11 protein-coding genes and 1 pseudogene are annotated in these 14,365 nt (G+C 62.4%); 5 read left to right on the top strand and 7 right to left on the bottom strand.

What is annotated here, in order from left to right; genetic code table 11:
* Positions 1-2: 2 nt before the first annotated feature.
* Both JM946_RS07775 and JM946_RS07770 read right to left on the bottom strand, forming a co-directional pair.
* Positions 3-1,136, bottom strand: a complete 1,134-nt coding sequence (locus JM946_RS07775; RefSeq protein ID WP_203166637.1) for a CapA family protein — start codon at positions 1,134-1,136, stop codon at positions 3-5.
* On the bottom strand, positions 1,133-2,671 hold the full coding sequence (locus JM946_RS07770) for a tannase/feruloyl esterase family alpha/beta hydrolase (RefSeq protein WP_203166636.1): 1,539 nt from the start codon (positions 2,669-2,671) through the stop codon (positions 1,133-1,135). The genes JM946_RS07775 and JM946_RS07770 overlap by 4 nt, the downstream gene beginning before the upstream one ends.
* Before the next feature lie 265 nt (positions 2,672-2,936).
* Between JM946_RS07770 and JM946_RS07765 the strand changes: the two genes are divergently transcribed.
* The 3 genes from JM946_RS07765 to JM946_RS07755 all read left to right on the top strand — a co-directional run bounded on the left by JM946_RS07765 (position 2,937) and on the right by JM946_RS07755 (position 7,240).
* Complete coding sequence (locus JM946_RS07765; protein ID WP_203166635.1) at positions 2,937-5,606, top strand: TonB-dependent receptor plug domain-containing protein; 2,670 nt, start codon at positions 2,937-2,939, stop codon at positions 5,604-5,606.
* On the top strand, positions 5,603-6,562 hold the full coding sequence (locus tag JM946_RS07760; protein ID WP_203166634.1) for an alpha/beta hydrolase: 960 nt from the start codon (positions 5,603-5,605) through the stop codon (positions 6,560-6,562). The genes JM946_RS07765 and JM946_RS07760 overlap by 4 nt, the downstream gene beginning before the upstream one ends.
* A 111-nt stretch (positions 6,563-6,673) precedes the next feature.
* Positions 6,674-7,240, top strand: a complete 567-nt coding sequence (locus tag JM946_RS07755; protein ID WP_203166633.1) for a hypothetical protein — start codon at positions 6,674-6,676, stop codon at positions 7,238-7,240.
* A 62-nt stretch (positions 7,241-7,302) separates the two neighbouring features.
* Here the strand turns inward: JM946_RS07755 and JM946_RS07750 are convergent, their stop codons facing one another.
* Together JM946_RS07750 and JM946_RS07745 are read right to left on the bottom strand one after the other, a co-directional pair.
* Complete coding sequence (locus JM946_RS07750; RefSeq protein WP_203166632.1) at positions 7,303-8,085, bottom strand: ZIP family metal transporter; 783 nt, start codon at positions 8,083-8,085, stop codon at positions 7,303-7,305.
* 30 nt (positions 8,086-8,115) lie between these two features.
* Entirely contained in the window at positions 8,116-8,703 is a 588-nt protein-coding gene (locus tag JM946_RS07745) for a YhgN family NAAT transporter (protein ID WP_203166631.1), read from the bottom strand.
* Between the two features lie 141 nt (positions 8,704-8,844).
* On the opposite strand from JM946_RS07745, the gene JM946_RS07740 reads away from it, so the two are divergent.
* Positions 8,845-9,957 (top strand): D-alanine--D-alanine ligase family protein, encoded by a 1,113-nt coding sequence (locus JM946_RS07740; protein WP_203166630.1) that lies wholly within the window; start codon positions 8,845-8,847, stop codon positions 9,955-9,957.
* Here the strand turns inward: JM946_RS07740 and JM946_RS07735 are convergent.
* A complete protein-coding gene (locus tag JM946_RS07735) occupies positions 9,950-10,162 on the bottom strand; it encodes a hypothetical protein (RefSeq protein ID WP_203166629.1) in 213 nt (70 codons plus the stop codon). The genes JM946_RS07740 and JM946_RS07735 overlap by 8 nt on opposite strands.
* A gap of 200 nt (positions 10,163-10,362) precedes the next feature.
* Between JM946_RS07735 and JM946_RS07730 the strand changes: the two are divergent.
* A pseudogene (locus JM946_RS07730) lies at positions 10,363-11,231 on the top strand (NAD(P)-dependent oxidoreductase).
* Positions 11,232-11,257: 26 nt separating this feature from the next.
* On the opposite strand, the gene guaA reads toward JM946_RS07730, so the two are convergent.
* Together guaA and guaB are read right to left on the bottom strand one after the other, a co-directional pair.
* Positions 11,258-12,853 carry a glutamine-hydrolyzing GMP synthase gene (guaA, locus tag JM946_RS07725; protein WP_407700509.1) on the bottom strand — a complete coding sequence of 532 codons (1,596 nt, stop codon included), beginning with the start codon at positions 12,851-12,853 and terminating at the stop codon, positions 11,258-11,260.
* Positions 12,840-14,309: an IMP dehydrogenase gene (guaB, locus tag JM946_RS07720; RefSeq protein ID WP_203166627.1), complete on the bottom strand. Its 1,470-nt coding sequence runs from the start codon at positions 14,307-14,309 to the stop codon at positions 12,840-12,842. The genes guaA and guaB overlap by 14 nt, the downstream gene beginning before the upstream one ends.
* Positions 14,310-14,365 lie beyond the last annotated feature (56 nt).

Raw genomic sequence — 14,365 nt, 5'->3', positions numbered from 1 at the left:
GTTCATGCATCCACCGCTTCGAGTAACAGTTCGTCGCCCTGGACGATGTAGCGCGCGTTGAGTCCTTGGCTTGCGGTATGCCGCTCCAGGTATGCCCGCACTTCTTCGAACCTCGGATCGGCGGCCTTCAGGATTTCCGGCTGTGACATCGGCCCGATGCAGGTGGGCAGCAAGGTGATGCGCGGTGGCTCGCCACGCTTGAGCACGCATTTGACGATGGCTGTGTGCCGTGAATCCGGTGGGAAGTTATAGGTGATGGCGAAGTTCGGCTCCCATTCCGGATGCAGTTTCTGAATTTCCCGGAAGCCCTTGCTGCGCGCATGCTTCTCGTCCATGTGCAGATCCATCGCGAAATTGCACAGACTGTAGAAGATGGGCTTGCTCTTGTAGATATCGACGCCCTTCAGAATGTGCGCGTGGTGACCAAGGATCACGTCCGCGCCAGCGTCGATTGCCGCCCGCCCGACGTCGCGTTGATAGTCGGCGATGACCCCTGGAATGAAGTGGATGCCCCAGTGCAGCGACACCGCGACGAAGTCCACCTGATCTCTCACCTTCGCGATGTCTTCGGTGAGCGCACGCAAATCGTCGCGATTGGGAAAGGTGTGGATTCGCGCCGGTGTGCCAGGCTGATCGTGCTCGACCTGCTCGTAAAGCGTCCACGCACGCATCGGCGCACAGCCTGGACGATTCTCTTCGGCCCAGAAGCCCATCGGCAGAATCGAGCTGTACGCCAGAAATGCGATGCGCCGGCCTTTGGCTTCGGCGATGACTGGCTGGCGTGCTTCGATGATATTCGCGCCGACGCCCACGACGCTCAATCCGCTCTCGCGCAAGGCGTTCACCGTGTCGAACATCGCCTCCGCACCCCAATCCATGCAGTGATTGCCGGCCAGCGAAGCGACCGTGAAACCTGCCCGTCGAAACGCAGGCGCTGCGGATTTCGGACTGCGATCGGTATGCCGGACCTGGGGCAAACGAGCGCCACGCTCCGAGATCGGCAGCTCGAGCTGCATGAAGGCCACGTCCGCTTGTTGCAGCGTGGGACGCACATAGTCGAACAAGGTGTCGGGATCCGGGCGGCTGGGACCCACGTCTCCCACCGCATAGAGCAGGACGTCGTCTGAAGAACTCATGGCGCTACACACTCGAAGTTTTCAGCCCGGTTTGTATCGCCCGCTCCCTTGTACCGCGCGCGCTTGGGGTATGGACACAACGGTCGTGTGCGCGTCACCTGCCCTTCCTGCACATGACTGGCGACGATCTGCTCGGGCGCCGCGCCCCGCTCGACCCATTGTTCCAGCGCCATGAGAACATCGTGCCGAGCATCGAGCACCGGCGGATCGCCGGCATTGCCGAAGCTGTTCGGGCCCGGGCCGCCGCGACAGTGATACATGCCGGGAACCATGAACATGCGAAAGAAGCTATCGGTTCTCTGCGCGCCGACCGTGCTGCGGACGGCTTCGTAGTAATTGATGCTGTTGTAAGGGGATGGACCGGAATCATCCCAGCCGTGATACAGGATCAGTCGAGCATTGCGTCGCTCGAAGGCAGAAAGGTCCACCTCGTCCGAGATCAGCGCCTTCAGTCGCTGTCGCGCAATCGGCAGATCCCGCTCCAGCACGAACGAGGCCGGATCCCAGTTTTTGTCCTGAAACACGGCGTAGCGATACATGTCGGCGCCCAACTTGCCGCGGCGTGCGAGCTCCGACACCGGCAATATCGTGCCGATCGCCGGCGGCGGATATATCTCGTTGCCCGCGGCATCTTGCAGCGGCGAGAACAAACTGCGCAGATTCGCGACCTGCGCCCTGCTCAAGCAGTGCCCCTGCTCGGCGCCGCTGCAAGTCAGTGAGTCGAAGTCGAATTTGCACGACGGCGGGTGTTCGATGAGCCCGTCTTCCACGCCATCGTTCTTGTCACACGCAGCCACCATCCGGCGCACCGCATGCTCCATGTCTTGTTGCGTGAGTTGCCCTTCCGCATTGGCTGCGTTGGCGCGACCGCTGAGCATCACGTACGTCGACATATCAGGAAAGCTCGTGCCCGGCGCACCGGATACGATGCCGTCGTAATCCGCGGGATAGCGCTGGGCAGCCGTGAGCCCCTGCTGCCCGCCGTTCGAACATCCCATGAAATACGAGTAGCGCGCCGGCTTCGCGTAGTACGCCTTGAGAATTCGCTTCGCGGCCGTCGCGGTCAGATGCTGTGCTCGGCCGCCGTAATTTTCGATCCGTTCAGGATGCCCCAGAGCCCACGATGCATCCGCCGGCCCGCCCTTGTGACCCGTGTCTGTGGATGCAGTGGCATAGCCGCGCTTCAGGCCGTGCGCGAGCGAGCTGTAGTTGATGAAGCCTGCGTAACCGCCGTTACCGACGCCGAGATGCTTGCCATTCCAACGCGACGGCGGCGGCAACCACAATTCGAACTCGATCTCTGTTTCGATGCGTCCCTGAACGCGACAGAACGGCTCAGTGACCGACACGGGACCGCGCGTGAGCGTGTCACTCTCCAGCGTCCACTGCGGCGAGGGAGCGATCGGCGTTGCAACGAGCTTCGTGTTCTCCAACCTCAGCGATTGCAGATTGGAACACGCCTGATCGGCCGCCTGGGCGCCATTGGCGGACGCAACGATGAGCAGCAGCGCCGTCATGCCGAAACTCTCGGTCATGCACATCCCCCGATGAAAATATTTCTAAAGTTCTTTCGCCCCTCCATAAGCAAACGGAGATGGCCGCATAAGCGCTTCGTATGACCCGGCGTCGACTCGATGCGCAACGCGGACGATTGTTTTCTCTCGGCTTCGCCGGCGTCAATACGCCATAAGGAATTCATTTGGACCGACATTATTTTTATCTCGATGCCTTGCGCCGTTTTTTTGTGTGCTACAACTTGCGGCGCTCGACTCGAACTACGAATGACGATTGGGGGACTTCATGGCGATCCATGTATCGACACTGGACGGCGCGTCGGCGCGTCGCACGTTTCATCGCGCGCTCGGTCTTGCATTCAGCGCGGCAGCTCTGAGCACGCCACCTGCGTTCTCGCAGAACGAAACATCGGGCGAGAGCTTGAACGAGGTGGTGGTCACTGGCAGTCGCATTCGCGGCGTGGAGCCAACCGGCTCGAATGTCATTGCATTGGATCGCGACGTGATCGTCGAAACAGGCGCGCCGAGTACCAGTGATCTCATTCGCAAGCTGCCGCAGGTCGTTGGTCTCGGCGCTTCGGAAACAGCCTCGGGCGCGCAGAACGGCGCAGCCAACGCTACGCGCGGCGTCGCCGTGAACCTTCGCGGCATTGGTTCGAACGCAACCTTGCTGCTGCTCGGCGGTCGCCGCATGCCCCCTGCGGGCACGCAAGGTCAGTTCACCGACGCATCGGTCATTCCTTCCATTGCGATCGAGCGCCTGGAAGTCGTTGCTGACGGCGGCTCCGCCATCTACGGCTCGGATGCGGTGACGGGCGTCGTGAATCTCGTGCCGAGGCGCGAGTTCACCGGTGCGGAGAGTGCTGCTCGCTATGGCGTCGCCGACGGTTATTACGATTGGTCGGTCGGGCAGATCGGCGGTTTCAATTGGAGCTCGGGCCGCGCCATGGCAGCTGTCGAGCACACCTATCACAGCGCGCTCGAAGGCAAGGATAGAGATTTCTACACATCGGATTTGCGCCGCTTCGGTGGCGACGATCTTCGCTCACAGCAATGCGCACCCGGCACCATCCTGGTTGGCGGTGTTCCTTACGCCATTCCTGCGAACTCCACCGGCACGGGCCTGACACCGGCATCGTTTACGCCCAACACGCGAAATCTGTGCGACAACCTCAAGCGCGGCGACATCATTCCGGATCTCAGGCGCACCAGCGCATTCGCCGCGGTCTCACAAGATCTGGGCGACGCGGTGACGTTGTTTGCCGAGGGCTACTTCTCACGTCGCACCTTCTCATTGAAGGATTCGCAGGTCGTGTCGAATCTCACGGTGACCAGCGCCAACCCGTACTACGTCAACCCTACCGGCGGCACCGGCCCAGTCATCGTTCAATATGACTTCGCCAACGACGGCGGCATTCCCGAGAACCCGGGCGAAGCCGAGTCTTGGGAAGCCGTGTTCGGTGCGCGGTTCAACCTCTCTACTTCCTGGCAGGCGGAAGCCTATGTGGCGCGAGGCAAGAGCGAAGACTTCGTGCGACGTACGCAGAATCTCAACACCACGCCTGGCGGCATCAACGCGGCGCTGGCCAATCCCAACCCAGCGTTGGCCTTCAACCCGTTCGGTGGCGGCGGCATCTCCGATCCGAATACGGTGGCGGCGATTCGCAACGGCATGTTCATCATCCAAGGGGACACCGAGATGATCGTGGCGGCGGTACAAGCCGACGGACCGATCGTGTCGCTACCGGGCGGCGACTTGCGGCTCGCTGTCGGTGCCGAGTATCGCGACGAAGGCTTGGGCGGACTGCTCACGCAAGGTTCGACGGTGGCGCCCGTGTACGTGCCGAGCAATATCTCACGCGACGTGAACGCGGTGTTCGCTGAAGCGTACGTGCCCATCATTGGAGCGAACTCGTCCTCCGGTCAGGAACTCGGTATTTCTCTGGCGGGTCGTTACGAGGAGTACAGCGACTTCGGCGATACCTTCAATCCAAAGATCGGTCTCACCTGGCGACCGTTGGCGGACCTCGCGTTGCGCGGCAGCTGGGGTACTTCGTTTCGAGCGCCCGGGCTCGCAGAAAACGATCCGCGCTCGGGTGGCTATGGTCTGTATGGCGACACTCTGCCCTGCAATCACCGCCCACCTGCGACGACGTGCCAAGGCATTGGCATCGCAGGCGGCAATCCAGACGTTCAGGCGGAGGAAGCCACGACGTGGTCCGCCGGGCTGGAATACACACCGCAAGCGCTTCCGGATCTGCGCGCCTCGCTGACTTACTTCAGCATCGATTATGAAAATCAGATCGTCGGGTTGCGCGGAACGGCGGGCTTGCTGACGAATCCGATTTACGCGCCATATCGCATTCTGGATCCCACACCGGAGCAAGTGGCCGCGCTGCTTGCGTCAGGCCTGCCGATCAACTCTTCCATCAATCCTGCGCTGGTTACATACATTCAGGACGGACGCCGTCAGAACCTGGGCCAGACCATCGCCAAGGGCATCGATGCCGAACTGAGCTATCGCTGGGATCTTGCCGGCGGCCAGCTCCGCGCCGGCTTCAACGGCTCCTACTTCACCGACCTCACCACCTCCGCCGCCCCCGGCGCGCCGCAAGTCTCCGTCGTCGGCACTCTCAATTACCCTCAACGCTTCCGCGGCCGCGCCGAGCTCGGCTGGAACCGAAACGACTTGAACGCGGTCGCGTTCGTCAATCACGTGAGCTCGTACGATCAGGTCGGCGTCGCCGTTCCCCGCAGCATCGACGCATACACCACTGTCGACCTGCACCTCGGCTACGACCTCACGCAATTCTCCGACGGCCTCACCGTCGCCCTCGACGTGCAGAACCTCGCGGATGAGGATCCACCGTTCGTAAACATCTCCGGCGGCTACGACCCCCAGTCCACCAGCCCGCTCGGCCGATTGTTTGCAGTGAGCTTCCGTAAGACCTGGTGAACCCTAGCCCGCGGCCGCGCGATCACGCCATAATAGCCATGCTTTCCAAACATCACCTCTACATCCTGACAGCCCTGCTGATCTCGACAGCATCGATCGCAAGCGAGACCTCCGGCGTGAAGACGATAGACGCCGAGCTGACGGGCAAGCCGCCCTCGGGCGCCTACGGCGTCGTGGTAGAACACGACTCGAGTCTCTCGACGCACACGCTCTATCGCCCCGAGCGCTTCGGCGGCATCAAACATCCGGTGCTCGCCTGGGGCAACGGCGCCTGCAAGAAATCCGGTCTGTTGTTCGCCGAATTCCTGGCGGAGATCGCCTCGCACGGCGTGCTCGTGATCGCGGACGGCCCACCCATCGCCGGCGAGCGCCGCGTTCGCCCCGACAACGAGGTTCGCCAGCCAATCGAGCGACCCAGCAAATCGCCCAAACCCGACGGCACCGCCCTGATCGCCGCCCTCGATTGGATCGAAGCTCGCAATCAAGACCGCGACAGCCGTTACTTCGACAAGATCGATATGAGTAACGTCGCGGTGATGGGCATGTCCTGCGGCGGCTTGATGGCCTACGGCGCCTCCGGCGACAAACGCGTCAAAACCGTGGGCATTTGGAACAGCGGCCTGCTCGAACCGAACGCCGCCATCTTCAGCGCGCTGCACAGCTCCGTGCTCATCGTCACCGGCGGCCCAAGCGACGTTGCGCATCCCAACGGCCTGCGTGACTTCCAAACCATGCCGACGAACATTCCGGTGTTCCATGCCGTGCGCCCCGACGTCGGCCACTTCGGCACCTATTCCTCCGACAACGGCGGCGCATTCGGCGAAGTGGCCGTCGCGTGGATCCAATGGCAACTGCGCGGCGACGAATCGTCCGCCGCCAAAGGAATGTTCGTCGGTGATCGCTGCACACTGTGTGTGAACCCGCAGTGGCAGGTCCAACAACGATCGCTGCGCTAGAAGTAGTCCATCGCTGCGCCGCACGCGAAAAATAGGCAAGTTTGCCCTTTATGACCCCGCTGCACCGACCTATCGTCAGCGGGCGTCCTATCAAAAAGGGGAGAACCTGCCGTGAATACACTGCAACGAGTGCTGTCCTTCGCCGTGCTGCTTACCGTGCCGCTATTGACAACAGCCGGCGATCAGAACGCGACTGAATCATCGCGGGCCTCGACCAACAGAGGATCGTCACCGCTCGTCGAGAAAGTGAGACAAGCGACAGCTCGCTATAGAGACATCAGCGTCGCGATCGCCGAGGGCTGGGTCCCCGCGACTCCCTGCGTGAGCGGTCCAAACTTCGGCGCAATGGGCGTGCACTTCGCATTGCCCGCTCGCGTGGGCGACGGCGAGATCGATGGCGCTGAACCCGAGCTGCTCATCTACGAACCGCAATCAAACGGCGCGATGCGCCTGGTGGGTGTAGAGTTCCTGGTGATCGCAGCCGACTGGGCGAAGAACAATCCGGATGGTGGCGCCCCATCCGTCGACGGTCATCTGATGCACTTCGTCGGCGAGCCCAATCGCTACGGCTTGCCTGCGTTCTACGAACTGCACGTGTGGGCGTGGGAACGCAATCCCGATGGCTTCTTCGCCGATTGGAACCGGCTGGTGACCTGTAATAAACAACCCGCGTCATGATGCCCATGTTTGTGCCGCCCTTCGTCGCGCCGTGACAGCCCGACGAAGGGCTCACATCGCGCTCAAGCGAACACCGCGTCCAGAAACATCATGACCGCGAAGCCGCCGAGCAACGAGAACGTCGCGATGTCTTCGTAACCGCCGCGATGAGTCTCGGGAATGATTTCATCGCTGATGATGAACAGCATCGCGCCGGCGGCGAGCCCGAGCACCACTGGCATGGCCGGTCCGGCGATCCACACTGCCGAGCTGCCGAGAGCACCGCCCAGCGGTTCGACCAGGCCGGTCAATGCGGCGACCATGAAAGCCTGCGACTTGGGATAGTCGATGGCAAGCATCGCGGCCGCCACGGCGAGTCCTTCCGGAATGTTTTGTAATCCGATGCCCACGGCCAGCGGCGTAGCCTTGCCAACGTCGCCGCCGGCGAAGCCGACGCCCACCGCCATGCCCTCGGGGAAGTTGTGCAACGTGATGGCGATGACGAACAGCCAAAGCCGCTGCATTCGCAAGCTGTCCGGCCCTTCCTTGCCCAACACGAAATGCTCGTGCGGCACGCGCCGATGCACCCAATACAAGCCGAGGGCGCCACCCAGCAACCCTGCGATTACAACCAGCACCGCGAGCGGCTTGGAGCTGATGTGAGATTCGGCGTGATCGAGCGCCGGCTGCAGCAGCGAAAAGAACGTTGCCGCCAGCATCACACCGGCGGCCCCGCTCAGCAACGCGTCCTGCGCCTTGGGGGACGGCCGCCGAAAAAAGAACACCCAGACCGCTCCGAGCACCGTGCCCATGCCGGCGAGAAAACTCGCGGCCAGGCCTCGCCAGAAAAGCTCATGCTCTTGCATGCACCACCGCGGAGCGAATGTTGAAACTCATCACCGCGAGTGCTCCATGAACGTCGCCACGCCGTTCAGGAACATCTGCACGCTGATCATCACCAGCACCATGCCCATCAAGCGCTCCATCGCCGTCAAACCGCGATCGCCCAGCGCCCGATAGAAGAACGGTGCGGCGATCAGGATGGCCGCGGTCGCCGACCACGCGATCGTGGTAGCGAGCCAGAGCTCGAACATGCTTTCCGCGGTTCCACGCAGCAACAGCAACGTTGCCAGTGTGGACGGACCGGCGATGAGCGGAATGGCCAGCGGCACCACCAGCGGCTCGCCATCGCCCGAATCGTCGAAGCCGCCGTGCTGTGGGAAGATCATGCGTAGCGCGATCAGGAACAGCACGATGCCGCCGGCCATGCTGATGGTTTCCTGCTGGATCTGCAGCAGGGCCAGCGCCCGTTCGCCCACCAGCATGAAAAACACCAGCACCGCGTAGGCGATCAGGCACTCGCGAATCAGAATCTTCCGCCGACGCTCGGGCGGGACGCGCTTGAGCACGGCCAGGAATACCGGCACATTGCCCAGCGGGTCCATGATCAGCCACAGCGTGATGACGGCGGAAAGGATATCCATCTCTCGAAATTCTCAGGGCTTGAGGTGCGGATGTTGTTGGCGCTGCCGCTCGAGCGCCGCGTTTGCGACAGATTCTGCCACGCCGTTGCCACAATCGGCACGCACCCTGTTCGAAAGCGGCCCATTCGAACGAGGTAGCACATGGCTCAGAGCGGCAAGATCCGGGTTGGCATCCTGTTTGGCGGCCAGTCGACGGAACACGAGATTTCTATACTTTCCGCGCGGAATGTGCTTGCGGCCCTGGATCGCACACGCTTCGAACCGTTGCTCATCGGCATCGACAAAGCCGGGCGCTGGCTGCTCCAGGACGAGCAGAAGCTACTCGCCTGCGCCGCCGATCCTCGCCGGGTCGCGCTCGGCGCCGGTCGGCCTCTCGATATGCCCGCGACTCTCGCTTCGGCCGATCCGGATTCGAACCTGTCCCACCGGATCGATGTCATCTTCCCGGTTCTGCATGGAACGTTCGGCGAGGATGGCGCCCTGCAAGGGTTGCTCGAGATCGCGGGTATTCCTTACGTGGGCGCCGGGGTGCTCGGCTCCGGCATCGGCATGGACAAAGATGTCATGAAACGTCTGCTTCGTGACGCCGGCATTCCAGTGGCCAACTTTCGCACGGTGCGTCGACCTCAGTTCGACGCGGACCCTCGACGCGTATGCGAGGAGCTCGCCACGCTCGGCTTCCCGATGTTCACCAAGCCGGCCAACGCCGGCTCGTCGGTCGGCATCCGCAAGGTCGCTCAGCCAACGGCGCTTGCCGAAGCGATTCGCTTCGCCTTCGAATTCGATACCAAAGTCATCGTGGAAGCGGCGGTCTCGGCAAGAGAAATCGAGCTTGCGGTGTTAGGCGGCAATCCAGCCACCGTCACGGTGGCCGGTGAGATCGTCGTCGATCATCCCGATGGCTTTTACTCATACGACGCCAAGTACGTCGACGAGCACGGCGCCCGCCTCGATCTCCCCGCGCGCATCTCGCCCGACCAGCAATGGGAAGCTCAAGCCCTCGCATTGCGCACGTTCGAGGTCCTGGAGTGCGACGGCATGGCTCGCGTGGATTTGTTTTTGACCAGCGACGGCAAACTTCTGGTGAACGAGATCAACACGCTCCCGGGATTCACCGCCGTCTCGATGTACCCCAAACTCTGGTCACTCTCCGGCGTCCCTCCCACCGAACTAATCACGCGCCTGATCGAGCTCGCCCTTCAGCGCAGCCGCGCCCGCGCGGGCCTCAGACGCTCTGTGCCGCGAACTAGGTGAACAGCCGAAACAATCGCTGAATGGCGTTGACCTTCGGCGCCGGCTTTGGCGTGGGCTTGTAGGCTTGGGTGCGGATGGTCTTTTCCCGCCATTCGAAGTAGGACGGGCTTTGGGGGGAATCTTCGTCGTCGAGCAACGCGAGTCGTTCGTTGCGAGAACGACCGTTGCGGGGGGTTTGCATGGGCGGGCGGGCGCGGGTTGACATGGCATCAACTTAGGGCCGCGCACATGCAGCTTACATAGGGCGGCCGCTGAACCCACTCCACGGCGGTCCCGCTGTGGAGATTTTGCACTCAGCTCGGGCCGGCGCACACAATCGAACAATCATCGTGCAGTTTTGTCGGTTCTATTTCACGACCATTCGACCTAACGTAAGGAGCTCGAAACCCCTACGGGAGAGCCAGCATGCAGATTGGATTCATCGGCCTGGGCAGCATGGGCGCCGCCATCGCCCGCAACCTCGTCAAAGCCGGCCATGAGGTACGAGCCTGGAATCGCTCGCCGGTCGCGCCTGAAACCGTCGCTGGCATGACGCTGATCGACCACCCGGCAAAAGGGTTCGACGCCGAGGTGGTCTTCACCATGCTCTCGGATGACGCGGCGATCCGGGAAGTGATCGTCAGTCCTGCCCTGCTCCAGCGCGCACGCGCAGGACTGATCCATGTTGTCACTTCGACCATCTCGGTCGCCTTCGCGAAGGAACTCGAGAAACTTCACGAGGCAGCTGGCGTGGGTTACGTGTCAGCGCCTGTGCTCGGCCGGCCAAATGTGGCTGCCGCAGGCGAGCTGCACATCCTGGTGGGCGGCAAGCCTGACGCCGTCACAATCATCGAACCCCTGCTCGCCGTGCTCAGCAAGAAGGTCTGGAAGCTCGGCGAAATCCCAGCCCAGGCCAACGCCGCCAAGATTGCGGTGAACATGATGATCGCCATGGCGATCGAGGCCATGGCCGAAGGCGTGGTTCTCACCGAGGGCGTAGGTCTTGAACGGACGCGCTTCTTCGAACTGATCCTGGGCACGCTGTTCAGCGGGCGCGCTTACGAGAGCTACAGCGCTCAGATCGCCGAAGGCTCATTCGAACCCGGGTTCAAGCGAGGCTCGGCCTGAAGGATCTGCGGCTTGCCACCGAAGCCAGCACTCAGCTCGGCCGCACCCTGCCGATGCTCGAAGCGGTGCGAACAAGAATGGTCGAAACCGTCTCAGCTGGGCTCGGCGAGAGAGACTGGTCGATCATGGCGGACGTGACAGTGCGCGGTGGCGTCCAATCGGAGTAACCACCGCGCTCGGGATGACGGCGCGATCACTCCCACTCGATCGTCGCCGGCGGCTTGCCCGAAATGTCGTAGGTCACGCGCGAGATGCCGTTGACCTCGTTGCAGATGCGGCGAGCCACGAGATCCAGGAACTCATACGGCAGGCGGGACCAGCGAGCAGTCATGAAGTCGATGGTCTCGACCGCGCGAAGGGCGATGACGTAGTCGTAGCGGCGGCCATCGCCCATCACGGCAACGGAGCGGACCGGAAGGAATACGGCGAAGGCCTGGCTGGTGCGGTCGTACAGGTCGTGTTTGCGAAGCTCGTCGAGGAAAATCGCGTCAGCCTGACGGAGCAAGTCGGCGTATTGTTTGGTGACTTCGCCGAGGATGCGCACGCCCAGGCCCGGGCCGGGGAAGGGATGGCGGTAGACCATCTCGCGAGGCAGACCGAGTTCGACGCCGAGCTTGCGCACTTCGTCTTTGAACAGCTCGCGCAGCGGCTCGCAGAGCTTCAGATTCATCTTCTCGGGCAAGCCGCCGACGTTGTGGTGGCTCTTGATCACGTGAGCTTTACCCGTGCGGGCGCCGGCCGACTCGATCACGTCCGGATAGATCGTGCCCTGCGCGAGCCAGCGGATGCCTTGCAGCTTGGCAGCCTCTTCTTCGAACACCTCGACGAACAGGCGGCCAATGATCTTGCGCTTGCGCTCCGGATCGACTTCGCCCTTGAGCGCAGTGAGGAAACGTTCTTCGGCATCGACGCGAATGACGCGCACGCCCATATGTTTGGCGAACGTTTCCATCACTTGATCGCCCTCGCCCTGCCGCAGCAGGCCGTGGTCGACGAATACGCAGGTGAGCTGATCGCCGATCGCACGATGCAACAGCGCGCCGACGACAGATGAATCCACGCCGCCGGACAAGCCCAGCAGCACATTATCGCGACCGACCTGCTCGCGCACGCGAGCGATCGAGTCGGTGATGATGTTGCCCGGACTCCAGCGCGCTTCGCAGCCGCAGATCTCGCGAACGAAACGTTCCAGGATCTTTTCACCCTGCAGGGTGTGAGTCACTTCGGGATGGAACTGAACGCCGTAGTAGTGCCGCGATTCATCGGCCATGGCGGCCAACGGCACGCTGTTGGTGAAACCGACAGCCACGAAGCCAGGAGGCAATTCGTCCACGCGATCGCCGTGGCTCATCCAAACATCGAGCAGTGCGCGGCCCTGCGCGTCCTTGTGATCGAACATTCCGTCGAACAATTTGCAGGGAGCGGAAGAAGTCACCTGGGCATAGCCGAACTCACGATGCGTTCCTGCGGTGACACGGCCGCCGAGCTGCGCGGCCATCGTTTGCATGCCGTAGCAAATGCCGAGCACCGGCACGCCGAGCTGAAACACTGCCTGCGGCGCTGTAGGCCCTTTTACATCGGTCACGGACTCCGGGCCGCCCGAAAGGATGATGCCTTTCGCGCCGAACTCGCGAACTTCGGCATCCGTGATATCCCAGGGAAGGATCTCGCAATACACGCCGCTCTCGCGCACGCGCCGGGCGATCAGCTGAGTGTATTGCGCCCCGAAATCAAGGATCAGAATACGGTGCGCGTGGATGTCCGAGCGAGGCAGATTATCGGCTGACACGGTAGTTGGGTGCTTCTTTCGTGATCGTCACATCGTGCACATGGCTTTCGCGCACACCGGCGTTCGTGATTCGCACGAACTGCGGGCGGGTGCGCAATTCTTCAATCGTCTGACAGCCGGTGTAGCCCATGGCCGCACGCAGGCCGCCGGCCAGCTGATGCAGGATGGTGACCACGGAGCCCTTGTAAGGCACGCGACCTTCGACGCCTTCCGGCACCAGCTTTTCCAACTCTTCGGTCGCGTCCTGGAAGTAACGGTCCTTGGAGCCGTGCGACTGCGACATGGCGCCGAGCGAGCCCATGCCGCGATAAGACTTGTACGAGGCGCCTTGATACAACTCGACATCGCCGGGCGATTCTTCGGTGCCGGCGAACATGCCGCCGCACATCACCGAATGCGCGCCAGCCACCAGGGCTTTGGCGATATCGCCGGAGAAACGAATGCCACCATCGGCGATCAACGGCACGCCGGTGTTCTTCAACGCTGCAGCGACGTTGGCCACCGCGGTGATCTGCGGCACGCCGACGCCAGCAACGACGCGAGTCGTGCAGATCGATCCGGGACCGATACCCACTTTCACGCCGTCCGCGCCTGCTTCGACCAGCGCCAGGGCGGCGTCAGCCGTCACGATATTGCCGCCGATGACCTGCTGATCGCGCCAGGTCTTCTTGATCTCACGCACCATCTGAATCACACCGCTGGAATGGCCGTGCGCGGTATCGACGACGATCACGTCGACGCCGACCTCACGTAACGCGGCGACGCGCTTCATGGTGTCCGCACCGGTGCCGACGGCGGCGCCGACGCGCAGTGCGCCTCGCTCATCCTTCGCCGCACGCGGGAATTCGGTGGCCTTCTGGAAATCCTTGACCGTGATCATGCCTTTCAAGTTGAAGTCGCCATCGACCACCAGCACCTTCTCGATGCGATGCTTGTGGAGCAGCGCCAGCACTTCATCCTTTGGCGCGTTCTCACGCACGGTAACCAAGCGCTCCTGCGGGGTCATGACTGTGGAGACCGGAGCGTCCAGCTTGGTCTCGAAACGCAGGTCGCGATGCGTGACGATGCCGACCGCCTTGGAGCCCACCACCACCGGCACGCCTGAAATGTTCTTGGAGCGGGTCAGCTCCAGCACTTCGCGAATGGTCTTGTCGGGGGAGATGGTGAACGGGTCGTGGATGACGCCGCTTTCGAACTTCTTCACCTTGGCCACTTCGCGCGCCTGGGCCTCGATGCTCATGTTCTTGTGGATGATGCCGATGCCGCCCTCCTGGGCGATGGTGATCGCCAGCCGCGCTTCGGTGACAGTGTCCATGGCGGCGGACAGGACCGGTAGGTTGAGGCGGATCGAGCGGGTAAGTTGCGTGCTGAGGTCAGCGTCGCGCGGCAGGAAATTGGAGTAAGCCGGGACCAGAAGCACGTCGTCGAAGGTGAGTGCTTCCTCGAGAATACGCATGGTGGGGTGCCCGCGGGTAATCGATGAAAGCGCGCCATTGTACGCGGCGCGGCCCC

The sequence above is a fragment of the Steroidobacter gossypii genome (genome assembly GCF_016801985.1).
Taxonomy (GTDB): domain Bacteria; phylum Pseudomonadota; class Gammaproteobacteria; order Steroidobacterales; family Steroidobacteraceae; genus Steroidobacter; species Steroidobacter gossypii.
Note: the sequence above shows the minus strand (reverse complement) of the source record. Positions and strands in the feature narration are given on the sequence as shown.